Here is a 24902-nt window from a genome sequence, read left to right on the forward strand (position 1 = left end):
AGCCTTTTTTACGCCCCCAGGCCAGGGCCGACGGGGTGTCTGCACTGGCCTGGGCGAACGCATCTCACCCTTGTGACGACAGCGCCGCCAGATGAGCGCCCAACAGCACACCGAACTCCGTCAGGGTCATCTTCCTGCCGTTGAAGTCGACGATACCATCGGCATAATTCAGGCTGGAGATCACGTCATCGCCCTGCACAGTTCCCATGCCACTCTGCAACGCCATCATGCCGACCATCTCCCCCGCCTGACGCGACTGCATCGCGATGGCCTGGGCATCCGTCTGGCCGTCCAGCAAGGCCTGCAGGGTCGCCAGATCCCCGAGCATCGGCTTGGAGACGGACAGCTTGCTTTGCAGGCGGCTGACCATATGCTCGCCTACCTGGGTCGGTGTCAGATCGAACGAGGGCGGATTGGCCAGGTCCACCGCCAAACTGAAACGACTCTCGCCGTTAGCCGTCTTGAATGACAACTCCTCCAACGCGACCTGCGGCTTGGCTGCGAGCATTCTCTGCAAGTCCGCCTGAACCTTCGCCCGCTCTTGCGGCGTCATCTCGAACGAAGGCTGCGCCTCTCCCCGGGCCGCGCTTTGCTGCAGTTGCGGCATGCGGGACTGGTACCAAGCGATCAACCCCTGCATTGCCGGGATGTCTACGGATTTCATGCTCCAGATCATCCGCCCGCTGCCCACCGCGCGTCCGGCGTAGGTAATGTCGGCGACCTTGTACTCCAGGCGTCCGGACAGCTTGTCTTCGCCCTCGGCGTCATAGCGATTGTTCTGCTCCAGGCCTTTGAGCACCAGGACTTCCTGCTTGTCGCCCAAGGTCACTTGGGTTTCGGCCAATGTCATGTCCAGATTGCCGACATAGATCATGTCATGGCCGGTGCCTTTCAGATCGCCAGCGACCTTGAAGCCGTTGAGCAGCACTTTGACCGGGGGCTGGTCGTCACCGACCAGATTCAGCGCCAGTCGCTCGGCCTTGCCGTCGACCCGCATCGATTGGCCGTCACGATCCCCCCGCAGCAGCAGGCGCATGCCGGAGAAATCGAGACTGCTGCCGTCATCTTCGCTGAACTTGACAGGGGCCAGACGGATGTCGCTGGACAAGCTGCCGTCATAGCCCAAGCTGACCTGGCTGGTGATCGGCGCCTGTTCGCCGGCGGCGGTGTACCAAGACGCGGTAGCATCGTCCTTGTCCAACTGACTGTTGCTGGTGGCCAGGACCGGCGCAAGATTCAGGGATTTGACCCGCGACCAGGGGAACGGGCCATGTTCGATTCGGTCGGTCACGCCCAAGTCGAAGCTCAGCGGCTCGCCTTCGCCTAGCCAGAGGTCTTTGGCTTTGATCCGGTAATGCGCGGTACTGGTGAAGAAGTGCTGATCCAACGAGACCAGTTCCAAGGTCATGCTGCCCCCGGTACCGGCGACCGCTTTCTTCAGTTGCTCGTTGCCCAGGGCAATGGAACGCTCCAGCTCTGCGGGCAATTGCTTGCCCGTGTACCAGGCGCCGCCGGCGGTGACGGCGGCGATGACGACGGCCAGGCCGCAGAGAATGCCTACTGATTTCTTCATGAATAAGACCGATTGCTGTCCATAGGAGGCTGATACGCGGCACCCAGCGCCACGCGGGGAGCCAAGATTATCACTGCCCGCAAAGGGACGCCTGGGCGCGCGATCTTTGCATCGCTGCAATGTAAAGTTTTACGAACACAATAATCGACATAGCGACGGTAACATTCCAAAAAACGACCACTCATCTGGATAAACCGTCGATAAACCTTCATTAAAGTTACATCTTGTCACGTTTCACTTGACACCATCCCGCCCTTCGATTTTTATTTTCACCACCCGCCCAGCGCCCCACAAACGAAGAAGAACAGCGCCGCCATCATGACTTCAGTCCGCCCGCCACCTTCGACGTTTTAGGCCCTGCCAGCCCGACACAGGCGTCTCTCGCGCCCATATCCGCTCCGACAAAAAAGGTGAACAACATGGAGCCCACCCGCTCGCTCTTGCCGTGCCTGTCACACACCGTGCCCGCCTCCCAGCCCCAGGAGCGTTGCCAGCATGCAGCCTGACCACAGCACTCACGGCACCGCCCAACTGAGAAAGTCCCTGCGTCTCTGGCACGTGGTCATCATCGGCCTGGCCTACCTGACGCCGATGACCGTGTTCGACACCTTCGGCATCGTCTCCGGCCTCACCGCCGGACATGTCCCAAGCGCCTACATCCTGGCGCTGGCCGGCATTCTGTTCACCGCGCTGAGCTACGGCACGCTGGTGCGCCGCTTCCCGCAATCCGGCTCGGCCTACACCTACACCCAACGCGCCATCAACAAGCACGTGGGCTTCCTGGTGGGCTGGGCCTCGCTGCTGGATTACCTGTTGCTGCCGATGATTAACGCCTTGCTGGCCAAGCTGTACCTCTCGGCGATGTTCCCGGAAGTCCCTGAATGGGTATGGGTCGTGGGGTTCGTCACCCTGATCAGCCTGATCAACATGCGCAGCATCAACTTGGTGGCAAGCTTCAACACCCTGTTCGTCGGCGTGCAGATCGTGATCATGACGGTGTTCGCGTACCTCTGCGTGCGCGGCCTGAGCCAAGGTGAAGGGCTAGGTACCGCCTGGACCCTGCAACCGTTCGCCGACGACCAGACCCACCTCAACGCCTTGGTCGCGGGCGCGACCATCCTGTGCTTCTCGTTCCTGGGGTTCGACGCGGTCTCCACCCTGTCGGAGGAAACCCGCAATCCCGAGAAGGTCATCCCACGCGCGATCTTCCTCGTGGCCCTGATCGGCGGCTTGATGTTCATCCTCATGTCGTTCTTCATCCAGGCGTTCTTCCCGACCATGGAGCGGTTCCACGACCAGGAAGCGGCCCTGCCGGAAATCGCCCTGTACGTCGGCGGCATGCTGTTCCAGTCGATCTTCATCGTCTGCACCGTGATCAACACCATCGCCTCGGGCCTGGCATCGCAAACCAGCGTCTCGCGCCTGCTGTATGTGATGGGCCGCGACAAAGTCATCCCCCAGGGCCTGTTCGCACGCCTGCACCCACGCTACAAGACTCCGGTGCTGAACATCGCCGTGGTCGGTCTGATTTCCCTGTCGGCGATCTTCTTCGACTTGGTGACGGCCACCTCGATCATCAACTTCGGCGCGCTGGTAGCCTTCAGCTTCGTCAACCTCTCGGTGATCATCCACTGCTACCTGCGCGAGGGCCTCAACAAGGGGCTGGCGAACAAGCTGAAATACCTGGTGTTGCCAACCATCGGTTTCTGCATCATTGCCATGCTCTGGCTGAACCTGAACGTGGATTCACTGCTGTTCGGCGGCGTCTGGGCCGCGTGCGGCGTGCTATATCTAGCCTGGTTGACCAAGGCGTTCAGGGTCGCGCCGCCGACCTACCTCGCCGAATGAGACTGCCTGCCGACGACGCCCGCGCTTGATCGCGGGCGTTGTCCTTGATGAGAAGGAAAGCTCCCATGTTCCTGCGCCGCCTCTCCATCCAATGGAAGATCACGCTCCTTGCCGGCTTGTGCCTGTTGACCATCGTCGTGCTGCTGGTAGCCACCTCGCTGTTCCAGGCCAAGCGCAGCGCGGTTCAGGTGTTCCAGGCCAACACCGAACTGCTCGACCAAAGCGCGCGCCTGCGCCTGCAGGCCCACGCCGAAAGCCAAGCCTTGCGCGTGCAGCGCTATTTCATGGATGCCTACCAGTACGGCAACGGCTTCGCCCGCCTGGTGCAGGCGCTTCGGCAACGCGGCGGCGAGGACCTGCGTGCCGAGCTCGTCAAGCAAGCCCGTCAGGCGCTGGCCGGCAACCCGGATCTGATCGGCCTGTACCTGGTGTTCCAGCCCAACGCCCTGGATCGACAGGACGCCCGCTTCGTCGGCCAGGATGCCAGCGGTAGCAACGATATCGGCCGCTACTCGTTCTACTGGTCCCAGCCGAGCCCTGGCACCCTCGAATCCGAGGTCATGCCTGAGTCCATGCTGGCCGACACCAGCACCGCAGCCAACGGATCCCCCTACAACCGCTGGCTGACCTGCCCTCTGGAGACCGCTAAAGCCTGCGTGTTGGACCCTTACTTCGACGAGGTCAGCGGTCGCCAGGTCCTGATGACCAGCATTGCCTTGCCCTTGTTGGAAAACGGCAAGGTGATCGGCGTGGTCGGCCTGGACATCGGCCTGGACAACCTGCAGCAATTGAGCCTGGCCGGGCGCCAGGAGCTGTTCGACGGTCAAGGTCAAGTCAGCATCGTCAGCCCCGCCGGCCTGTTGGCCGGGCACAGCCAGGACAGCGCCCAGCTGAGCAAGACACTGGAACAGGCCTTTGGGGATCAAGCCGGCGAACTCGCCGGACCGATACGTGCCGGCCAGGCCGTGGAGCGCCTCGATCACGGCTTGATGCGCATCTCGCGCCCCTTCGCGCCGATCCCGCAGGCCGAAGCCTGGCAGGTGCTGCTGGAACTGCCGGAGGCTGTTCTGCAAGCACCCGCGGTCGCTCTCAACCAGCGCCTGGACGCACACAACCAGACCGCCAACCTTACCAGCCTGCTGGTTGGCCTGGCCGCCGCCGTGCTGGGCCTGCTACTGGTGTGGCTGACAGCCCGTGGCGTGACCCGGCCGATCCTTGCCGTGGCCGAGCGCCTGCGTGACATCGCCAGCGGCGAAGGCGACCTGACCCGTCGCCTGGATTACACCCGCGAGGATGAACTGGGCCAACTGAGCGGTTGGTTCAACCGTTTCCTAGACAAGCTCCAGCCGGTGATCGCCCAGGTCAAAGGCTCGTTGCAGGACGCCCGCGGCACCGCCGATCAGTCCGCAGCCATCGCCAGCCAGACCAGCGGCGGTATGCAGCAGCAGCAACGGGAAATCGAACAGGTGGCCACCGCCGCCAATGAAATGAGCGCCACCGCACAGGACGTCGCGCGCAATGCCTCCCAGGCGGCCCAGGCCGCGCGCGGCGCCGACCAAGCCACCCATGAAGGCCTGGAACTGGTGGCGGTCACCCGCCAGGCCATCGACCAGCTGGTGAGCGACATGGACAACGCCATGAATCAGGCACGCGCACTGGCCGGGCGTAGCGAGCAGATCGGCTCGGTGCTTGAGGTGATTCGCTCGATTGCCGAACAGACCAACCTGCTGGCGCTCAATGCCGCCATCGAAGCCGCGCGCGCTGGCGAAGCCGGGCGCGGCTTCGCGGTAGTCGCCGACGAAGTGCGCAGCCTGGCCCAACGTACACAGGTGTCGGTGCAGGAGATCCGCCAGGTCATCGAGGGGCTGCAACAAGGCACCCACGATGTGGTCGGCGCGATGCACGAGGGCCAGCGTCAGGCCCAGGACAGCGCCACACGCATGGAGCAGGCGCTGCCCGCCCTGCAAAGGATCGGCGAGGCAGTGGCGGTGATCAGCGACATGAACCTGCAGATCGCCTCGGCCGCCGAAGAGCAGAGCGCCGTGGCTGAGGAGGTCAATCGCAACGTAGCCGGCATCCGCGATGTCACCGAGTCGCTGTCCGGACAGGCCGACGAATCGGCCCGCATCAGCCAGGCATTGAATCGCCTGGCCAATCAACAACAGGCCTTGATGGAACAGTTCAAGGTCTGAAGCCCCACGACGGGGACGACACTTAAAAGGATGGCTGCCCTTGGGGCAGCCTTGATGGAGCCCCACGATGGGAAAACCGTTTTTCGACCTGACCAGCGAACAAGGCGTGCTACGCCTGTCCATCGCGGTCACCCTGTTCATCGCCTTGATCGGCATCGCCTTCGGCCTGGCGTCAGGCTCGTTCTCGATTGTCTTCGATGGTGTCTACTCACTGGTCGATGCCAGCATGAGCGGACTGTCGCTGGTGGTGGTCAAGCTGATCACCTCCCACGCCCGGGCCGAGCGCATGTCACGCAAGCTGCGCGAGCGCTTCACCATGGGCTTCTGGCACCTCGAACCCATGGTTCTGGCGCTCAACGGCATCCTGCTGACTGGCGTTGCGCTCTATGCCTTGATCAACGCCGCCAGCAGCCTGCTCGAGGGCGGGCGGGACCTGGAGTTCGGCGTGGCACTGGTGTACGCCGTGGTGACTGTTTGCGCGTGCCTGGCAATCGCCATCGCCGAGGCCCGTGCCAACCGCAAGATCGGCTCGGACTTCGTGCGCATGGACGTCAAAGGTTGGGTAATGTCAGCCAGCATCACGGCGGCGCTGCTGGTGGCCTTTTGTGTCGGCTACCTGGTACAGGGCACCCAATGGGCCTGGATCTCCCCCTACATCGACCCGGCGGTGCTGGCGCTGGTCTGCCTGGTCATCATCCCGCTGCCGATGTCGGTAGTCCGCCAGGCGCTCTCGGAAATGTTCCTGGTGACCCCTGGCGACCTGAAGCAACACGTGGACGATGTCGCCCAAGCCTTCGTCGCCCAACACGGCCTGCAGTCGTATCGGGCCTACGTGGCCAAGGTGGGCCGCTCGCGGGAAATCGAACTCTACTTCATCGTACCGGCCACCATGGCTGCCAGGACCATCGCCGAGTGGGATGCCCTGCGCGACGAGATCGGCAACGCCATCGGCGGCGAAGGTCCGGACCGCTGGCTCACGGTGGTGTTCACAGGCGATCCGGAATGGGCTGAATAGCATCAGCCCTTTGCCACCATGGCAAGTAAGCCCTTCAGAGAGATGGAAACGCCTTGACGAGGCCTTCCTGCAGGCTTTCCAGGCCTGGGCGGGCGTAGCCCTCGGTGCTGCGCTCGATGGACCAGGCCTTGTCCAGGTGAATCTGCTCCGGTGTGACCGGCACCGGGTCGGCGATCCCGAAACTGGAGTAGTAGTCCTGGAATTTGAACTCCCACTGCGGGTAGCGCTTCATGCACAACCACTGGTTCGGGACACCATAGGAGTCCGCGACGATCAGGCCGTGCAGGCTCGTCGACAAGACGAACTCGCACGACGCGATCTCCTCGAGCACCTGCTTGACCGGTGAGAACACATCGATCACTCGCGACCCCGGGATCAACGACAGCAGGCTGGCGATTTCAGGCGAATTGCGATGATTGATATGCGGGATGATGCCTACCCGAATGGTCTTCAACGCCGGCTTCTTGACCAATGAAGAAGCCAACAAGCCCGGGTCACCCAGGACCGGCTGGCCCTTCAGGCCCTTTATCTGCTCCAGGCACTTGCGACCACGGACCGCGTGATAGTGGTGGTGGCCGGAGAACACATCGCCCGGCGTGCTGGAGCCGGTACCCCAGACATGCAACTTACGACGAAACCCCCACGTCTTGGCCTTCTTTTCACGGGCCAGGATACTGCCGATGGCGATCATTTCCGCCTCTTTGACCGGGCTGTGCACCACCTTGCGCCCAGAGACGAATTCCACGGTCAAAGCGGACAAATAATCACCAAAGTTCTGTTTGCCAGCATCGTCGCGCCCACTGCCACGACTCCAGAAAAGTTTGATCGGTTTCATGCCCGGGTAAATCCTCTCGCTCGCGGTACTTCGCTCGCGCCAACAGGACAGCGAAAACAGCGTGTTTATTTGGCGGGCAATATATAGGAATTGACTTATTGATTGGAGCGCCTTCGAGCTGTTAATACCCTGCGCGCAATACAATTGCGCAATATCCCTTCTTATCTCATGGATATACGTTGACGTTATTTTCACGCCCACTCCGCTAGCGTCGCAGCCTTTCCGGCAGCCGGCCCCTTGGCTGCCATCGAGTTTCAACGAGGCACACGTGGCAAGCACTACATCCCCAACGATTCGCAAAGGCATGGACTGGGCCGGGCTGGGCTGGCTCCTGCTGTTCTTCTGGTATTTCTCCGGCATCACCCAGGCACTGCTCATGTTCAGCGGCACGACCGGCTTCTCCGGGTTTCGCGATGCGCTGTTTCTGAGCACCCTGTGGCTTGCCCCGGTCCTGCTGCTGCCCCGCCACACTCGCCTCATCAGCGCGCTGACCGGTCTGGTGCTATGGGCGGCTTCGCTGGTGGGCCTGAGCTACTTCGGTATTTACCGCCAGGAATTTTCCCAAAGCGTCATCTTCGTGATGTTCGAGTCCAATACCGCCGAGGCCGGTGAATACTTCAGCCAGTATTTCAGCCTCTGGCTGTGCCTGGGCCTGGTGCTGTACACCCTGGTCGCGGTAGCCCTGTTTAAACGTGTCCGGCCAGTCACTCTCCCGCTGCGCAGCCGGATCCCATTGGTCATCCTGCTGTTGGCGGCCAATTTGGTGTTCCCCTTCTACAAGCAATTGGTGACTCAGCAACGTACGTTCGCCGAAGCAGTGGAAAAGGTTCAGCAGCGCATGGAGCCGGCGGTGCCATGGCAACTGGTGGTCGGCTACCAGCAGTACCGTCAGCAACTGGACAACATGCAGAAGCTGCTAGAGCAGAACGCAGCCCTGCCGCCGCTCAAAGACCTCAAGGACAGCAGCGGCGACGCGCCGCGCACCCTGGTGCTGGTACTGGGCGAGTCCACCACCCGTGAACACATGCATCTGTACGGCTATGGCCGGGATACCACGCCGGAACTCGACGCTCTGGCCGCCAACGACAAGAACCTCAGCGTATTCCGCAACGTGGTGTCGCCACGCCCTTATACCATCGAGGTGATGCAGCAGATCCTGACCTTCGGCGACCAGAAGAACCCGGACCGCTTCCTCACCGACCCGTCGCTGATCAACCTGATGAAACAGGCCGGTTACAAGACCTTCTGGATCACCAACCAGCAGACGATGACCAAGCGCAACACCATGCTGACCACGTTCTCCCAGCAAACGGATGTGCCGGTCTACCTCAACAATCAGCGCAACCAGAACGCCAGCCAGCACGACGAAGTGGTGCTCGCCCCCTTCGAGAAAGCGCTGCAGGACCCAGCCGAGAAGAAGTTCATCATCGTCCACCTGCTCGGCACGCATATGGACTACCGCTATCGCTATCCGGATGCCTACGACCACTTCAAGGATAACCAGGGCGTGCCGGGGGTCCTGACGCCTGACCAGGTGCAGACCTACAACTTCTATGACAACGCGGTGCGCTACAACGACTATGTGGTCTCGAACTTGATCAAACAGTATTCGGCCACCACCCCCAACGGTTTCTTGCTGTACCTTTCCGACCATGGCGAGGACGTCTACAGCTCCGGCAACCACGACCGCCTGGGGCGCAACGAAGGCGCACCGACCCGGCCGATGTACACCATTCCGTTCCTGCTCTGGACTTCGCCAAGCTGGCAGGCTGCACACCCGCGCGACCTGCAGGCCATGACCGACCGGGCTTACAGCAGCTCCCATCTGATCCACACGCTGTCCGACCTGGCAGGTCTGAGCTACGACCGTTACGAGCCCGCCAAGAGCCTGGTAAGCCCACAATTTGTCGTGGCACCCCGCTGGATCGGCGACCCCTACAGCAAGAACGGGCTGCGTGAGTTCGATGCCTTGCCTACGGACAAGACCGACAAGGCACAGCAGACCGTTACCAGCGCCAAGGTGCAACCGGACAAGACCTGAATCACTCCCTCCCCCAAACAAAAAGCCGGTGCCTGGACGATCCAGGCACCGGCTTTTTTTTCTGAGGCCGTCTGTAGGTAAGCGCCATCTAGTTTATGAGTTTTTTTCCGCCAATTTGCAAAGCATGACTACCAAGTCATACAAAATGACGAGAAAAACTGTCTTTTTGACGACCATACAACCCTATAAATAGAGCGGTACAACGAAATTTGTCGCGTTTGTCGCGCAAACGTTGGCCTACATTATGACAGGTCAAAAAACACACAATCATTCCAAAACAGAATGATGTCTTGCCTAAAGGTCGTTTGTTCCAATGTCATTTGCAGACCGATACTGATCTCGATCAATAAAACCCGCGATTACACAGGAGACACCGCACGGTTGACGACCGGCTCAACGCGCATTGGGCCTTGCTGCTCGGCCAGCCTCGATCGCAGGCGCCACCAGAAAACAAAAACAAATCCAAAAAATGAACGCAGGTCAAAAGGTTGCCCATGACCCATTCCAATAAAAACGCGAGTTCGGCTACCACCAGCAACACCTCCGGTCACCTGAAGAGAACCCTGAACAGCCGCCACCTGAACATGATTGCCATTGGCGGCTCCATCGGCACCGGGCTCTTCGTTTCCTCTGGCGCCACCATTGCACAATCCGGCCCCGGCGGCGCACTGCTCTCCTTCGCGATCATCGGCTTGATGGTCTACTTCCTGATGACCAGCCTGGGCGAGCTTGCCGCCTGCATGCCGGTCAGCGGCTCATTCGCGACCTATGCCTCGCGCTACGTCGACGAAAGCTTCGGTTTTGCCTTGGGCTGGAACTACTGGTACTCCTGGGCCGTGACCATTGCGGTCGACTTGGTGGCCGTGCAGATCATCATGTCCTACTGGTTCCCCGACACGCCCGGGGTGATCTGGAGCGCCCTGTTCCTGGGCCTGCTCTTTGCCTTGAACGTCGCCTCCGTGCGCTTTTTCGGCGAGACGGAATTCTGGTTCGCCCTGATCAAAGTCATCACCATCATCGCGTTCATCTTCATCGGCGTGTTGATGCTGCTGGGCATTCTCGATGGTGGCCAGGACGGTGGCGCGCACCTGTGGCATATCGGCGATGGCCCGATCGCCGGCGGCCTGCCTGCACTGATCGGCGTGGCCATGATCGTCGGCTTCTCGTTCCAGGGGACCGAGTTCGTCGGCATCGCAGCCGGGGAAACCGAAAACCCTGGGCGCAACATTCCCAAGGCCGTCCGCCAGATCTTCTGGCGCATCCTGCTGTTCTATGTCTGCACCATTATCGTGATCGGCCTGCTGATCCCCTACACGGACCCACGCCTACTCAAGGATGGGCTGTCCGACATCACCATCAGCCCGTTCACCTTGATCTTCGAGAAAGCCGACATGCTGGCTGCTGCCGCCCTCATGAACGCGGTCATCCTCACCTCCGTGCTGTCGGCCGGCAACTCAGGGATGTACGCCTCGTCGCGCATGCTCTACAGCCTGGCTGTCGAGCGCAAGGCTCCGGCACTGTTCGCCAAGCTCACCCGCTCGGGTACGCCGGTCTGGGCGTTGCTCGCCACCACAGTGGTGGCGGGACTGTGCCTGCTGAGCTTCCTGTTCAGCCCCGGCAAGCTCTACCTGTGGCTGTTGAATACCTCCGGGATGCTGGGGTTCATCGCCTGGCTGGGCATCGCCATCAGCCACTATCGCTTCCGCCGCGGCTACAAGCTGCAGGGCAACAGCCTCGACAAGCTCCCGTACGTTTCGAAGTTCTTCCCGTTCGGGCCGTTCTTTGCCTTCGCCCTGTGCATGGTCGTCATGCTGGGTCAGAACTACCAGGCCTTTATCGGAGATCGCATCGACTGGGTAGGTGCGGCTGCGACCTACATCGGCTTGGTGCTGTTCGCGGTGATGTGGTACGGCCACAAGTTGATCACCCGATCGCGCATCGTCCGCTACCGGGAAATGGATTTCAGCGTGATCGAAACCAGACGCAGACAAGACGAACGAAAAGCCCAGAGCAACTTGGATGGCGTTGCGCTAGGCCAACAGGTCTCGGCCTGAACCACCAAGGCGCCGAGCATCTGCCCGGCGCCTTGTTGCCTTGAGCGAATGCCCACTACCGCGTAGGACCACCGATGAGCACCGATTTCAGCAAATCCTTCTACGAAGCCTCCGTCGCACGCGCTTCGTACCCCGTCCACTCGGGCCGCACCGATACCCGGGTGTGCATCCTCGGCGGCGGCCTGGCCGGCCTTTCGACCGCCCTGGGGCTTGCCGAACGCGGCGTCACTGACGTGGTGGTGCTGGAGTCGCAGCAGGTGGGGCATGGCGCCTCAGGGCGCAACGGGGGGTTTGTATTCGGCGGCTACAGCCTGGGCAACGCGGACCTGCTGTCCACCCTGGGCGCCACCGAAGCACGCAGGCTGTACCAGCTGACAGTCAACGCCGTCGACCTGATCCGCACGCGCGCCCGCCAATACGCCATCGATTGCGACCTGGTCGATAAAGGCGTGATCCTCGCCAACTGGTTCAACGATCCGGCCCGCCTGGAAAAACCGCGCCAATTGATGAAGCAGGCCTACGGAGTTGAGTGGGAATGCATTTCTGCCGGCGAACTCAAGGAAATGCTCAACACCGACCGCTACTACGGTGGACTGCTGGAGCGCAACGCATTCCACTTTCACCCTCTGAAGTATGTGTGCGGGGTGGCACGCACCATCACCGACCTCGGCGCGCGCCTGTTCGAACACTCCCCCGTGCTCGGCATTGAAAAGCGCTCAGGCAAGTACGTGGTGCGCACCGCAGGCGGTGAAGTGCATGCAGAAGAAGTCGTGTTCTCAGGTGGCGGCTACGCACGAGGCGTCTATCGCCCCGTCGAGCGCGCGGTACTGCCGATTGCCACCTACGTGGTTGCCACCCAACCCCTGGGGGCGCGACTGAAGGACGCCATTGCCTGCGAATCGGCTGTCTATGACACCCGCTTTGCATTCGATTACTACCGCCCCCTGCAAGACACCCGCATCCTGTGGGGCGGGCGCATCTCCATCCTCGATCGCGGGCCCGAGGCCATCGCCAAGCTGCTCAAGACGGACCTGGTCACGGTCTACCCTCAGCTCGAGGATGTGCAGATCGACTATTCCTGGGGCGGCCTGATGAGCTATGGGCGCCACCAGATGGCCCAGCTCGGCCAGGATGACAATGGCATCTGGCACGCGGTCGGCTTCGGTGGCCACGGCATGGCGCCAACCACGGTTGCCGGCGAAGTACTCGCCGATGCCATTGCGCGCAGGCTTCCTATGCCAGAGGGCTTCGGGCAGTTCGGCCTGACCCGCACCTTCGGCCTCGCTGGCCTCGTGGCCGCCCAGGCGACCTATACCACCTACCAGGCCATCGATGCCTTCGATGCCCGACGCCTGAACAAATGAAACCGAGCGCGTTTCGCCAGCTGACTAACGCGTTTTTCTGAGCAGGGTTGCCTTGAACCTGCGCAGATTGTTCATCACCGGACGCAAGAGCCGACTTCTATCCAGGAAGGACAGCTCATGCAGATCGGCGCGCGAAGGGCGTTGATAGCCAAGGTTCCGGGTGAAATAGAACGCCCGTAGATCCTTGTTCGTGTGGATCAACGTGTTGAGGGCTGCGTCGTAATGCATAGGCCCGCCGTCGGGGTGACCCGGCGGCCGTTGCAGGATCTGGAACAAAAAATCCCTCAACCGTTCGATGCATTGGCCGTTCACTGCATAAAAGTGGGACAGGTGGATGGGACGATCGACCACCTGCCAGCCCGGCACATTGGCTTCCTCCTCGAACGGATGCCCGAAGTAGACGATGTCCCACTCCATCCCCTGCAGGGACTCGATCGCTTGTTTGCCGTACTGGGCGATGCGTCTGGAAAACTGGATATCGTCCTCCAGAATGAGGATGTTGTTCACTTTTGATCGGATGGCGTCTTCCAATATCCCGAGATGGCTCAGAAAGCACCCCCTCGCCCCAGCACTTGGGAAGCCCTCCCCCTCGCTGGGTGTAACCGCGTCGAAAAAGCCTATTTTTTCAAAATCGATACTGAAACCGTGACGGGCGAACTCTTGCATGGTTTCCATGCGGCGATCATTTCGAGAAGGGATGTTGATGATTCGGGCGCGATCAAAGTAGTCGATCACATTCATCCAGAGGCCCTCGGCGCAGGGGTCAGAGCGATTGGATCTGAGTATAGGAGACTTCGATCGAACCACCACGGGGCGGCGAGACAACCTGAGGCAGGCTGTCATTAGGTTTAATTTCTGGAAGGCTATATAACAAAATGCTTGGCGCAAAATAGCTAATCATCAACACTCATTTTGATAGTCCTCTGAAAAGCCAGCCAAGTGATCGGTAACTTCAACAACCTCTTCATGCTACGCGTGCGCGAAACCGCCACCGCCGAGCTGATCACCAATCAACGACCGAAGGTGCAGATCGACAACAGCACCCAGCAAGCAGTGCGAACGATTTCAAACTGAATGATTCGTACAGCTGACCAGTGTGCCGATGAATCGAGCCTGCACACGTCGTTGGTCTGTCCAAGGGCAATGCTTTCAGCCAACGTATACTTTGCAAAATCTCCCTCTACTCGAGCATGAGTGTAAACTTCCACAGACGACCGTCTTGATAAAACTCCGCGTGCAACGCCGAGCCAAACTTTTTAAAGCGCACCCAAGGTCGTATATAGCCCAACAAGCCATCCATCTTATCGCCACCCTGGCTATCTGGCGGGCCAAGGGTCTCGACTAGGTCATCCCGCGTCCATTCGCAAGCAGGCTGATCAAGGATATCTCCCCTGAACGGGGTATACCCTTCATGCCGCTGGACGAAGAGATGAATCTGATTGAGCTTTTGCGATCTCTTTTTCTCAAACAGCCCTGGCAGTTCCGGGGCTATGTTTATTCAAGCGCGTCAGAAACCTAGGTTAGTTATTCATACTTAAAGTCGATTTTTATCTTCATACTGCGCAGGCAGAGCTCGACAATACAGCCTTTCCATGGCTTACCTTCCGCATAAAGCCCATTTAACTCGAAGAAATTTCTAAGCCGAACAAAAAGATGAAGCAAGTCACTATCCACCTTCGCACTACTTGGCAAAAACCATTGCTTGGTTCCAGAAGGACCCAAATAATCAAACAACAACTTACAGTGATCACCCTCCGGAGAAAGTTCGGCCTCTACCAGTACCACCTCGGCATCAGCAGGAGAGATCGCAACCAAAATCTCACCAATGCCCTGATAAATCTCATCATCCACACTCATATCCCACCCGGAGAATTGACAAAAGTTTCTCTTATTGGGCGTTCCGAACCTATCTGATATGTCACAGTAAATTTCTCAGGCCTTACAGACCCGCCTGTGTACACCGGTTCAATTTGTACACCCACCGACTTTCCTTCTTTAAGCGCAGACGCCCATTGGTTCTCCAACGTCTTCCAAGCGCCCTTATTGAGATTCCCATTCATAGGCAGCAAGTTTAGACGTTCGCCAGGGCCGTTAAATATGCTGGCGATCAAGTGACCGCCCTCATCACCATCAATGCCACCTGCTGATCATCGTCTTGCTGACGCTTCTCTTGGGGCTTGCTGTAGACCTGGATCCAAGCGTAAAGGCTGTGCACTGACATCCCTGAGCGCTGGGCGACCTCGGCGACAGGTTTGCCTTTATCGATCACTTGCTTGACCGCTTCGATCTTGAATTCTTCGGGGTAACGCTTGCGACTCAGCACCTCCTATTTGGGCTCATTATGAGGCTTGGAGGTGACTACGAAACCAGGGGCGATTCAGTGGGTAGGATACGGTGGCCTCGGATAGTCTTGGGGAAAATCCACCTTCATCAACGCATAGGATTCTCTGAAATATTCACTTTTATCGAAATTCATGTGGGGACTGCGAGAAAAAGGATCAATTACCCAAAGAAAATCGTCGATGCTTCCTCCACCGTAGCGTTCGACAAATGCTTTGTAGTCGGCAGGTAGTTGAATACTATATTCGCTTTCCACCTTGACCCAATCGGGACTTGTGTATGCGCTACTCGCTGGAGGCAGCAATAGCCTTTCAAGTTTACTAAGCATTACTTGACCCCATTGATGTTAGGAATAGACACGGCAAGATTGAACACATTAGAGCCACGCGCTGTGAACGTCAAGCCAGTCGGCATCTGCACTGAGCAGAGTCGAGCCTATCGTAGAGAGAAGAAAACTAAATGTTCAATACAGAAGGGCGGATCGACGTATGCACCCAATCTAGGTAATACTGGCGAGGAGAGCCCATCATATATTCTGATTAACTATCAGGAAAATCCATCCACGTCCCATTTTTTAGCAAAAACTCGGAGTCCTCTACAATGGCATCAAAGAAACTTGAAAGCGACATTGCATGGGAGCGCACCATTAGCAGCGCAGTCTTTAGGGCCAGATCATCCCCTTCTACCGCATTCATTTTATTTGCAGCCTCGCATAGCCGGCTTAGATACTTATCTAGTCGAGCGGACAAGTTACCACTAAAATCAATTTTGAATTTATCCCTATCAAACTCACCAACCTTCTGCAACGCTGTATTGCAAAATGCTTGGCGCAAAATATCTAAATCACCAACGCTCACTTTGATAGTCTCCTGCCGTCCTGCACTGCTTTGGTTGGTTATTGAGGTCTACGACTGGCTGGTGGTAAGGACCAGGATGCTCAGCTGGGTCCAGGCATGGAAAATGTGGCCAATGCAGCCCCCCCCCGGGGCGAGCTAGTTGTGCGCTACCTGGCAGCGCAGAGCGTGACGACTATTCAGAACTACGCCCTGGCAGTCCTGTTCACCGTTCTGATTTCTGCGTGCGCTTGGTAGTCCTTGCCTCGACCATTCCGCTGTTCGCCCTGGCCGGGTTCACTGGCTTGGTCGATGGCCTGTTTCGCCGTGATCTGCGGAGGTTCGGCGCGGGTCGAGAATCCAGCTACCTCTACCACAAGGCACGCGGGACCATCATACCGCTGGCCATCTTTCCCTGGACGTTCTACCTGGCCCTCCCGATCAGCATCAGCCCGATGCTGGACATCTGCGGCAGCCACCAAGCTGTTTCGCTTGGAATTTCTCAGATAGATCGTCATGCATCAAATCAGGAGAACAGTCAGGAATCTAACTGACCGACAAGAACGAAAAAGCCCGCAAACCTAGATGGTCGCGGGCTATTCCATACTGAAATCACATCGAAGCGAGCCTAAGGGTCGCTCCAGGGGCAGCAAGACTAGATTGGCTGTGAGTAGCCTTCCCTTCCTAGTACCTGCATTACCGCTGTGAATATGGTGGGTCGTGTAGGATTCGAACCTACGACCAATTGGTTAAAAGACAATTGGCTCCGACAGTCAGAATCCGACTAGAGAAGGAATCTCAGTACAAGCTCTGCCTACCTACGCAGCCTCTAATGACCTTCACATTAGAGGCCTGGAAATGACCCAACCAACCAAAGCAAAACGCGTCGGGAAGATCTCCACCAAAGGTGGTACTGGCAAGACCACCGGCTCGACCAACCTCGGAGCCTTCACCGCTGACGCAGGCCTGCGTACCCTCCTAATCGATCTGGACCCAGTCCAGCCCTCCGCTTCGTCGTACTTCCCTCTGGAGCACACTGCCGAGGGCGGTATCTTCGAGCTGCTCGCGTTCAATAACACTAATCGCGACCAGATCATCTCCCGAACCACCATCCCCAACCTCGACGTCATCGTTTCGAACGATGCGAACAACCAACTCAACAACCTCATACTGCAGGCGCCCGATGGCAGACTGCGCTTGGCGAACCTGATCACAGCGTTTGAAGATGATTACGACTTGATCATCTTCGACACCCAGGGCGCTCGCAGCGCAATGCTGGAAATGGTCGTGCTTGCCTCGGACATCGTCCTCTCTCCTCTCCCCCCCAACATGCTGGCAGCTCGCGAGTTCAACCGCGGCACCATTCACATGATGGAAGGCCTGCGTAGCTACAGCAGACTGGGCCTGAAAATCCCTCACATCAACATCATCATCAACGGCCTGGAAGAGACCGTTGATGCCCGCCTTGTTCACGGAACAGTCCGCGAGGTCTTCGACGGACACAGTGACTTCTCCGTCCTCCATACCACTATTCCAAACGCTGTTGTCTTCAAATCTGCCGCTCGACTGGGCATACCTGCCCATCGACTGGAATACCGCCAGCCTTCCAACCGAAAGTCGCCCTCCGCACTGAGCATCATCCGCAGCCTAGCCATCGAAGCGTTCCCTGAGTGGCGTGAGCGCTTTGAGGCCATGACCGAGGAGCGCGTTGCCGAAATCGTCAAGGAGGCTCGTCGTGACTAAGCCTCCAATAACTCAAGCAGTCGGTGTTACTCCTGACGAAGTTGCCCGACTCGGGAATCTGTTCAGCTCCAAGGACCTGCGCAGCCTACAGACAAAGCTCACCGCGACAGCGACTGAGTTGCGCAATCTAGCTAACGGACGCCAGCGTGGCGGCGGCCTCGTAGCAAATCTGAGCGCATTTTTGACTCAAGATCAGTGTCAACTGCTGCTGGATGCCTCCCGACTTATTGACTCAGTCGGCCAGAGCGTGACCCATGCAAAAGAAAAGCGGGTTCGTACGGAGAAGGACGCTAAACGCCGCCAAGATGCGCGGGACGCACTGGCGAAGCAGCTTGTCGCCCGTACATTCCCATTGCCTACCGAAACTCACGAAGAACTTCTGGAAACCGTAAAAGCTGCACTCATCCTGAATCGTGCTCGGCAGTTCAACACTTCCTATAACCCTTCTGAATTCAACGTTTACATCAGAAACGAGCTGAAGACACCTGATCGGCTCTATGGGCATTCAGTGGAGCAGCACCGTGTCGGCAACATCCGATCACTCCGCTACCTCTTGATCTGCGACATGACCAGTCATCTCGCCTACGACGACGGTTCGTCGGTTGAGGAACGCCTGCGACTCGTGCAGGAGAAAGTGGCCGAAGCTGTTGCCATGACCACCCTGACTGCTGACGAACGCGAGACACTGCGCCTCTGGCAAGAGGCCCTGGTGCCTGCAGCGAATAGGCAGGAGGGCCAAGCATGAGCATGGACAAACAGAAGGTCCTCGAAAAAGTCACCAAGCTGCTGGCCTTGGCCAACAACCCAGGTGCGAACAGCAACGAGGCCAGCATCGCGCTGCGCCAAGCCCGCACGCTCATGGCGCAGTACAACATCGAGTCGGAGGAGCTTCGAGCGGGCCAGGTCGATGAGTCCAGCATTCGCACCGGCACCCGTCGCTCTCCAGCTGACTGGCTGCATTCACTTGCCGCCACCTGTGCAGCTGCTTTCGACTGCAGCCACCTCTCCTACTACCACCCATCGATGGGGTACTGCTTCAAGTTCCTGGGCAAAGGTATTGGTCCAGAGCTGGCCTCCTACGCCTACAGCAGCCTCGCCCTACAACTGCAAAAAGCCCGTCGTGAGCATGTTTCACAACAGAAACGCTGCCAACTCAAGACCAAGCGCCGTCGCGGCCAGCTGTTCGCTGAAGGGTGGATTGGTGCAGTGGCACACAAGGTTCGCCAGTTTGCAGGGGAGCTGGATCCTGAAACTCAGGCCGACATCACGGCCTACCTGACTCGGCACCACCCTGACCTCAAGCGCTTTGACATCGAACCTACCGAGGCCAAGGGCCATGATCGTGGGTCCCTGCAGGCAGGTTTTGAACAGGGTCGCCATGCCCTCCTCCACCGTGGGGTTGGACGCAACCCACACCCAGCCATTGCCCATGGAGGTGCAAGATGAGCGTCCTTGACCTCTCCCCTCCCCACTCCATTGAAGCCGAGCAAGGCGTCCTGGGTGGGTTAATGCTGGACAACGAGGCTTGGGACCTGGTTGGCGACCGCCTGCAACCGGAAGACTTCTTCCGTGCTGAGCACAAGGTGATCTTCAAAGCCATCTATGAGCTGGCTGAGCGTAACAGCCCATTTGATGTCGTGACGGTCAGTGAAGCCCTGGCAACGCCCGAAGAGGTGGGTGGGCTTCCCTACCTGGCTGAGCTGGCCAAGAACACGCCCTCGGTTGCGAACATTGAGCACTATGCCCACATCGTTCAAAACCGGGCTCACCTGCGCCGGCTGATCTCCCTCTGCTTCCAGGGTACGCGGGCAGCTGCGGATCAGCAGGCTGACGCATCAGAAGTCCAGGACAGCATCGAGCAACAGCTATACGCCCTGGGCGAAGGCCGTGCGCAAAGCGAATTTGCCGACATGAACTCCGCGCTGTCGAGCGTCATCGAGAAGATTGACCAGTACTTTAACGGCCAGGTCTCTGTAACCGGACTCCCCACGGGCTTAGATGATCTCGATGCAATGACACGCGGGTTGCAACCAGCGGATCTGGTCGTCGTGGGCGCCCGACCTTCGATGGGCAAAACATCGTTCTGCTTGAACATGGTAGATGCCGCGCTGAACCACTCTCCGAACGAGATCGTGGTGGTCTTCAGCATGGAGATGCCTACCGAGGCGCTGATCTTCCGCATGCTGGCCATCCTGGGCCATATCGACCTGCAGAAGTTGTTGAGCGGACAGTTGGAAGATGAGGACTGGCCAAAGCTCACCAACGCCGTGCACATCATGAAGTCGTATGGGGATCGGCTTGTCATCGATGACACCGCCAGTCTGACACCTGCGGCCATGAGGGCTAAGGTCCGGCGGGCCAGCCGCCGCTTTGGAAAGCCGTGCCTCATCCTCGCTGATTATCTCCAGATGATGACGTGCTCCGGGCAGGAAAACCGAGCCAATGAAATCAGCGTCATCTCCCGTGCGCTGAAAGGCATTGCGAAGGAGTTCAACTGCCCCTTCGTGGCGCTCTCCCAGCTCAATCGCGAGCTGGAGCGCCGGCCCAATAAGCGCCCAATCAATGCCGACTTGCGTGATAGCGGCGCGATCGAACAGGACGCTGACGTGATCATGTTTGTGTACCGGGACGAGTACTACAACAAGGACACGGACCAGAAAGGTATCGCGGAAATCATCATCGGAAAGCAGCGCCAGGGCCCCACAGGCTCGGTTCGAGCCGCCTTCATCGCCAATCAAACCCGCTTCGCAAATCTCACTGCCGACCTTTGGCAAGGAGCCGCCGCATGACGCCTCTTCAAACGCAATCGATTACCCATGACTGCCGCGGCTGCGGTCGGCATTTCTCATTGAACCAAGTGCGCGAGGTACACCCCGCCGAGCATACCCCTGAGGGTGAAGCCGAAGTGTTGGTTTGCCCCGTTTGCGGTAGCTACGACATTGAGCAGCTCGAGGAGGTGGCCCGTGCAAACTGAACAGGCCTATCCATCGATCTCCGCGATCGCCGGTGCCGAGCAGTCGGCCTTAGCGTTTGCGCATCAATCTGGGCTCAATGCGACGTGGCTCGATGCGCTGAGCCTAGTCATATCCCGGCTTAGCCAGTTCGGCCAGACGGTAGCTCCCGTGGAGCTGGCCGAACCACTGCAGGAGCTTGAGCGTCTGCAGTACATCGAAGTCGAGACGATCACCTCCAACGGGATCACGGTGAGCCTACTTGGCCAGCCCGCCCTACTGACAAACTACTTCTGGTCCATTTGGGTACCCAAGCACTTGCTGGCCTGCGGGTTGAAGGTCGCGATCACACCTCACCTGGACTCAGCCCAGGGCGACGCCCATCACTGCACCGTCGTATTCCGCATCCCGGGCTCGCGAGAAGCTACTCGCGAATTTCTTACTGACCTGGCCACCCAGTATCCCGGTAACAGCCCTGAGATCGTCGCCATCCAGGCCGGGAATGTCCTGAGTGCTGGAGGTGGCCAATGACTCTCGCAGTGAAGTGCGTCGTGAAATTCGACGGTGCAGGCTTCTGGACAAACACGGTGAAAGGCAAACGTGCGAGCTGCTCTGCGAATGACCGCACGGCTGCCGAGCGGTTGGCTTCCCGTCTCTTTGGAGAAGGCAAAGCCACTGTTGAGCAACAACAGGATGAGCCTGGGGACCGCGACAAGTACATCGCTAGCCGCTGGATACTGACCGGTGAGGCCTTGTTGACCGACCAGGAGAAAGGCCATGCGTAATCTCCTGCGCGGTGCCCACGAGAGCGTACGTCGACTCGCGAAATTTGCCATCGCCGAGGGCTGGACACTCACCCGCTCCAACAGCGGCCATCTGAAATTCAGCAAGGCCGGCTTCACCCCTATTTTCACCTCCTGCTCGCCGAGCGACCACCGTACCGAGCGTAACACTCGGGCGCTGCTTCGCCGTGCCGAGGTCCAAAACAACAGCTCGCAGGGGATGCACTAATGCCAATCCGACACGTAATCATTCACCAGCTCGACAAGCAGCCTGACGGCAGCCCCGCGGTGCTTCATGCCCGTGACACAGAGTTGCCTAATACCGATGCCATCGAGCATCTGCAGGGCGACCTGAACGACAGCTACAACGCCAAGCAGGGCAAAGCATGGGGTTTCTTCCACGATGAATCAGGAGCCTACCCATTCAGCGGCTGGCTGAAACAGTACCTGGATGAGCAGCATGACTTCACCAGCTTCAGCCATATGGCAGTCGAGCATCTGCAAAAGTTGATGGAGGAGGTCAACCTGTCCATCGGTGGGCATGTGCTCTTCACCCACTACCAGCAGGGGTTGACTGAATACCTGATGATTGCCGTCCTGCAACAGGTCGAGACCGTTGGCCTGGATGGTGATCTCAACGTTGTCGCCTCCCGCTATCTGGACACCAGCAACTTCTCCTGCGCAGCTCGGATCAATCTGAGCGAGTGGCGGAACAATCCAAAATCAAAGCAGTACATCTCCTACGTCAAGGGCAAGAACGGCAAGAAGAGCGCCGACTACTTCCGCGACTTCATCGGGTGCCAGGATGGGGTCGACGGCCCCGGTGAAACTCGCACGCTGCTCAAGGCCTTCAGCGACTTCATCGAAAGCGAGGACCTGCCCGAGGAGTCCGCTCGCGAAAAGACCCAGACCCTCCTCGACTACGCCACCAGCCAGACCAAGCTGGGCCAGGCCATGACCCTGGAAGAGCTCTCCAGCCTGATCGACGAAGATCGCCCGAAAGCCTTCTACGACCACATCCGCAACAGCGACTACGGCTTGTCGCCGGAGATCCCCGCCGACGTGCGGGTACTCAACCAATTCCGCCGGTTCACCGGCCGCGCCGAAGGCCTGTCGATCAGCTTTGAAGCGCATCTGCTCGGTTCCAACGTCACGTATGACGCCGACACCGGCTCCCTGACGATCAAGAACCTGCCGACTCAACTCACCGACCAGCTCAAGCGCCGCCAGTAAGGAGAACACCCCATGAAAGCAACCAATTCCCGTACCGCTGACAAATTCGTTGTTCGCCTGCCGGACGGCATGCGCGAGCGTGTTGCCGAAGTGGCTCGTGCGAACCACCGCTCCATGAACAGCGAGATCATTGATCGCCTCGAACAATCGCTGCTCAACAATCGGTTTGAGCCAGTACAGATCGAGACTGTTGATACCGAGGAACTCAAATCCGAGCTGAATCGCGCCTATCGGATCATCGATCGCCTGCTGCAGAACTCGACCGCTACCCAGGAAGACGTAGCTGAGGTCCTGGTCTTGGTACGCAACACCGGGCACATGCTGACCCATCAAGCCAACGCCGTAGCCGTAGGAGCCTGACATGCAAGCTGCAGATGATCTGAAAGCTCGGCTCTTGGCGCCGGACTTCTCCCCAACGTCGGCTACGGCGGCGATGAGCGATCCCATCGCTGATACCCCACTGGTCGTAAGTGTCGACGACGTCCTCCCTTGGGAAGACAACCCTCGCACCACCCGTAACCCGAAGTACGATGAACTCAAAGAGTCGATCCGCAACCGCGGCCTCGACACGCCCCCGCCCGTGACGCGCCGCCCAGGCGAGAAAAAGTACCGCATTCGCAACGGCGGCAACACTCGCATCGCCATTTTGAAAGAGCTGTTCCAGGAGACCAACGATCCGCGGTATCAGCGTATCAACGTACTGTTCCGCCCCTGGGATCAGGTTCGGGGCGAGATCATCATGCTCACCGGCCACCTGGCCGAGGACCTCAAGGGCGAGCTGAAATTCATCGAGCGCGCTGTTGGCGTCGATCGAGCGAAGAAGCTCTATGAGGCCGAGGATCAGTCCACCATCGGGGTACGTGAGCTTTCACGCCGTCTGACGAAGGATGGCTACCCAATCTCCGCATCTCACATAAGCAGAATGCTGGATACCGTCCAATTTCTGCTACCAGCAATACCGGGATTGCTCTACAGCGGCCTTGGTTATGATCGGATCACTAAAATCCTTTCCTTGCGAAAGACAAGCTTGGCCTGTTGGGAGAAGCATTACAGCGGAGAAGGTGTCGACTTCGAAATGCTGTTCCAGGACGTCCTGGCCATTTTTGAAGGAGACGCCGAAGAGTTTCTGTTCCAACGCTTCCAGGATGAACTCATTGGGTCGATGAAGAAATCGCTTCCCCTCTCCTATGAAGACATCCTGCTGGAGATTACCCAGCAACAGGACCAGCTTCGCCGCTCCACGCCGGTGATTGAACTGCCAGCCACTGATCCTTCGCATCCCACCACAGCACCAGCGGGCAATGGCGGCTCAACTCTGTCCCCACCGGCAAAAGCCGCGGGGGGTGGCCAGATCACAACCTTGCAACAGGGCAGCCAGACGCCTGCCGCCGCGCCGCCCTCGCAAACGGCACCAGTTTTGCCCCCCGAGCTGACCCCAGAGGAGCAACAGGCCCGCATCGATGCCCATGTCGCTTCCCCTACCAATACCAGCAAGCGCGTCACCGAGATGAAAGCGAAGATGGCAGCGCTCGACGGCGAGACCCTGCCTGATTTCAACGCCAACTGCCTGGTCGCTATTCCTGTTCAAGCCGGTGGGCTGCATCCGATTTCGGATTTGTGGTACATCGAGCGCGAGATCGATGAGCCCACCCAGTTACGCAAACACCTGGCGCAGCTGGCCGTTGAAATTCTGGAATCAGTGAGCGCTCCTGGGGACATCCTCGAAGTCGAGGGTGGCATTGGCTTTAAGTACAAGCAGCCCGACGAAGATCTCGATGTGACTGCCACAGCCCACCATACCGTGACGCTGCTTCAGTCATTGAGCGGTGCAACAGCCATCGCCTTGACCATGTTGCAGAAACAGCCGGATCCGATGAATGCCTTGGGTGAATTTGAGTTTGCGGCTGGCCTCGGCCAACTGCTGCTGGGACAGCCCCTGAGTACTGAACAAGCCCCAGGTGACGAAGGCCGCTTGAGCGACGGAGCTCTTGTGAAGTTGTTCCGCATCATCCGCCTCGCTCGGCGCCTGATTGACTTGGAAATCCAGGAACACAAAGAGCTCGAGCAGCGCTCGGCTCATTGAGTCCTAGATGAGATG

General features: G+C 58.8%; 24 protein-coding genes and 4 pseudogenes. 20 read left to right on the forward strand and 8 right to left on the reverse strand.

Annotated features, from left to right (window positions below; all coding sequences use genetic code 11):
* Positions 1 to 64 precede the first annotated feature (64 nt).
* Complete coding sequence (locus DQ397_RS03980) at positions 65 to 1573, reverse strand: YdgA family protein (protein ID WP_043213122.1); 1509 nt, start codon at positions 1571 to 1573, stop codon at positions 65 to 67.
* A gap of 495 nt (positions 1574 to 2068) precedes the next feature.
* Here DQ397_RS03980 and DQ397_RS03985 point away from each other — a divergent pair, with 495 nt between their 5' ends.
* The 4 genes and pseudogenes from DQ397_RS03985 to DQ397_RS03995 all read left to right on the forward strand — a co-directional run bounded on the left by DQ397_RS03985 (position 2069) and on the right by DQ397_RS03995 (position 6628).
* Positions 2069 to 3421, forward strand: coding sequence for an APC family permease (locus DQ397_RS03985; protein ID WP_043213121.1), 1353 nt, complete (start codon positions 2069 to 2071; stop codon positions 3419 to 3421).
* Positions 3422 to 3705: 284 nt separating this feature from the next.
* A pseudogene (locus tag DQ397_RS24925) lies at positions 3706 to 4755 on the forward strand (HAMP domain-containing protein); the annotation flags it as partial.
* A gap of 342 nt (positions 4756 to 5097) precedes the next feature.
* A pseudogene (locus tag DQ397_RS24930) lies at positions 5098 to 5613 on the forward strand (methyl-accepting chemotaxis protein); the annotation flags it as partial.
* 67 nt (positions 5614 to 5680) lie between these two features.
* Positions 5681 to 6628 carry a cation diffusion facilitator family transporter gene (locus DQ397_RS03995; protein ID WP_070574370.1) on the forward strand — a complete coding sequence of 316 codons (948 nt, stop codon included), beginning with the start codon at positions 5681 to 5683 and terminating at the stop codon, positions 6626 to 6628.
* Between the two features lie 34 nt (positions 6629 to 6662).
* On the opposite strand, the gene DQ397_RS04000 is transcribed toward DQ397_RS03995, so the two are convergent.
* On the reverse strand, positions 6663 to 7463 hold the full coding sequence (locus DQ397_RS04000) for a polysaccharide pyruvyl transferase family protein (RefSeq protein WP_043214621.1): 801 nt from the start codon (positions 7461 to 7463) through the stop codon (positions 6663 to 6665).
* A 268-nt stretch (positions 7464 to 7731) separates the two neighbouring features.
* On the opposite strand from DQ397_RS04000, the gene DQ397_RS04005 reads away from it, so the two are divergent.
* The 3 genes from DQ397_RS04005 (at position 7732) to DQ397_RS04015 (ending at position 12922) form a co-directional block, all read left to right on the forward strand.
* Complete coding sequence (locus tag DQ397_RS04005; RefSeq protein WP_080642145.1) at positions 7732 to 9504, forward strand: phosphoethanolamine transferase CptA; 1773 nt, start codon at positions 7732 to 7734, stop codon at positions 9502 to 9504.
* Between the two features lie 494 nt (positions 9505 to 9998).
* Positions 9999 to 11558, forward strand: a complete 1560-nt coding sequence (locus DQ397_RS04010; RefSeq protein ID WP_080642144.1) for an amino acid permease — start codon at positions 9999 to 10001, stop codon at positions 11556 to 11558.
* A 74-nt stretch (positions 11559 to 11632) separates the two neighbouring features.
* Entirely contained in the window at positions 11633 to 12922 is a 1290-nt protein-coding gene (locus DQ397_RS04015; protein WP_043214617.1) for an FAD-binding oxidoreductase, read from the forward strand.
* Positions 12923 to 12946: 24 nt separating this feature from the next.
* Here DQ397_RS04015 and DQ397_RS04020 read toward each other — a convergent pair whose 3' ends face one another.
* On the reverse strand, positions 12947 to 13663 hold the full coding sequence (locus tag DQ397_RS04020; protein WP_052352509.1) for a glycosyltransferase family 25 protein: 717 nt from the start codon (positions 13661 to 13663) through the stop codon (positions 12947 to 12949).
* A gap of 186 nt (positions 13664 to 13849) precedes the next feature.
* On the opposite strand from DQ397_RS04020, the pseudogene DQ397_RS24935 reads away from it, so the two are divergent.
* Positions 13850 to 14076 (forward strand): annotated as a pseudogene (locus DQ397_RS24935) (conjugative coupling factor TraD, PFGI-1 class); the annotation flags it as partial.
* Positions 14077 to 14446: 370 nt separating this feature from the next.
* Here DQ397_RS24935 and DQ397_RS04030 read toward each other — a convergent pair.
* The 5 genes and pseudogenes from DQ397_RS04030 to DQ397_RS04050 form a co-directional block, all read right to left on the reverse strand.
* Entirely contained in the window at positions 14447 to 14773 is a 327-nt protein-coding gene (locus DQ397_RS04030) for a hypothetical protein (protein ID WP_148921483.1), read from the reverse strand.
* 2 nt (positions 14774 to 14775) lie between these two features.
* Positions 14776 to 15033, reverse strand: a complete 258-nt coding sequence (locus tag DQ397_RS24940) for a DNA/RNA non-specific endonuclease (RefSeq protein ID WP_202959344.1) — start codon at positions 15031 to 15033, stop codon at positions 14776 to 14778.
* A 5-nt stretch (positions 15034 to 15038) separates the two neighbouring features.
* Positions 15039 to 15242 (reverse strand): annotated as a pseudogene (locus DQ397_RS04040) (transposase); the annotation flags it as partial.
* Between the two features lie 57 nt (positions 15243 to 15299).
* Positions 15300 to 15590 carry an SMI1/KNR4 family protein gene (locus DQ397_RS24945; protein ID WP_148921484.1) on the reverse strand — a complete coding sequence of 97 codons (291 nt, stop codon included), beginning with the start codon at positions 15588 to 15590 and terminating at the stop codon, positions 15300 to 15302.
* Positions 15591 to 15801: 211 nt separating this feature from the next.
* Entirely contained in the window at positions 15802 to 16119 is a 318-nt protein-coding gene (locus tag DQ397_RS04050) for a hypothetical protein (protein WP_052352508.1), read from the reverse strand.
* Between the two features lie 221 nt (positions 16120 to 16340).
* On the opposite strand from DQ397_RS04050, the gene DQ397_RS04055 reads away from it, so the two are divergent.
* The 12 genes from DQ397_RS04055 to DQ397_RS04110 all read left to right on the forward strand — a co-directional run bounded on the left by DQ397_RS04055 (position 16341) and on the right by DQ397_RS04110 (position 24887).
* Positions 16341 to 16649, forward strand: coding sequence for a DUF4400 domain-containing protein (locus DQ397_RS04055; RefSeq protein ID WP_238556636.1), 309 nt, complete (start codon positions 16341 to 16343; stop codon positions 16647 to 16649).
* Positions 16650 to 16953: 304 nt separating this feature from the next.
* Positions 16954 to 17838, forward strand: coding sequence for a ParA family protein (locus tag DQ397_RS04060; RefSeq protein ID WP_148921485.1), 885 nt, complete (start codon positions 16954 to 16956; stop codon positions 17836 to 17838).
* Positions 17831 to 18583: a hypothetical protein gene (locus DQ397_RS04065; protein ID WP_043214613.1), complete on the forward strand. Its 753-nt coding sequence runs from the start codon at positions 17831 to 17833 to the stop codon at positions 18581 to 18583. Before DQ397_RS04060 ends, DQ397_RS04065 begins: the two co-directional genes overlap by 8 nt.
* A gap of 2 nt (positions 18584 to 18585) precedes the next feature.
* Complete coding sequence (locus tag DQ397_RS04070) at positions 18586 to 19284, forward strand: DUF2786 domain-containing protein (RefSeq protein ID WP_080642147.1); 699 nt, start codon at positions 18586 to 18588, stop codon at positions 19282 to 19284.
* The gene (gene dnaB, locus DQ397_RS04075; protein ID WP_043214609.1) at positions 19281 to 20627 is read left to right on the forward strand and encodes a replicative DNA helicase; all 1347 of its coding nucleotides are present in this window, start codon (positions 19281 to 19283) and stop codon (positions 20625 to 20627) included. Before DQ397_RS04070 ends, dnaB begins: the two co-directional genes overlap by 4 nt.
* Complete coding sequence (locus DQ397_RS04080; protein WP_043214607.1) at positions 20624 to 20812, forward strand: hypothetical protein; 189 nt, start codon at positions 20624 to 20626, stop codon at positions 20810 to 20812. Before dnaB ends, DQ397_RS04080 begins: the two co-directional genes overlap by 4 nt.
* Positions 20802 to 21320 (forward strand): hypothetical protein, encoded by a 519-nt coding sequence (locus DQ397_RS04085; RefSeq protein WP_043214604.1) that lies wholly within the window; start codon positions 20802 to 20804, stop codon positions 21318 to 21320. Before DQ397_RS04080 ends, DQ397_RS04085 begins: the two co-directional genes overlap by 11 nt.
* Positions 21317 to 21574, forward strand: coding sequence for a hypothetical protein (locus DQ397_RS04090; RefSeq protein WP_052352507.1), 258 nt, complete (start codon positions 21317 to 21319; stop codon positions 21572 to 21574). Before DQ397_RS04085 ends, DQ397_RS04090 begins: the two co-directional genes overlap by 4 nt.
* Positions 21567 to 21800, forward strand: coding sequence for a hypothetical protein (locus DQ397_RS04095; RefSeq protein WP_043214603.1), 234 nt, complete (start codon positions 21567 to 21569; stop codon positions 21798 to 21800). Before DQ397_RS04090 ends, DQ397_RS04095 begins: the two co-directional genes overlap by 8 nt.
* Complete coding sequence (gene yejK, locus DQ397_RS04100; protein ID WP_043214601.1) at positions 21800 to 22804, forward strand: nucleoid-associated protein YejK; 1005 nt, start codon at positions 21800 to 21802, stop codon at positions 22802 to 22804. The genes DQ397_RS04095 and yejK overlap by 1 nt, the downstream gene beginning before the upstream one ends.
* A gap of 12 nt (positions 22805 to 22816) precedes the next feature.
* The gene (locus tag DQ397_RS04105) at positions 22817 to 23164 is read left to right on the forward strand and encodes an Arc family DNA-binding protein (RefSeq protein WP_043214599.1); all 348 of its coding nucleotides are present in this window, start codon (positions 22817 to 22819) and stop codon (positions 23162 to 23164) included.
* 1 nt (position 23165) lies between these two features.
* Positions 23166 to 24887 (forward strand): ParB family protein, encoded by a 1722-nt coding sequence (locus tag DQ397_RS04110; protein WP_043214597.1) that lies wholly within the window; start codon positions 23166 to 23168, stop codon positions 24885 to 24887.
* Positions 24888 to 24902 lie beyond the last annotated feature (15 nt).

This window comes from Pseudomonas sp. CK-NBRI-02 (assembly GCF_008124495.1).
GTDB lineage: Bacteria > Pseudomonadota > Gammaproteobacteria > Pseudomonadales > Pseudomonadaceae > Aquipseudomonas > Aquipseudomonas guariconensis.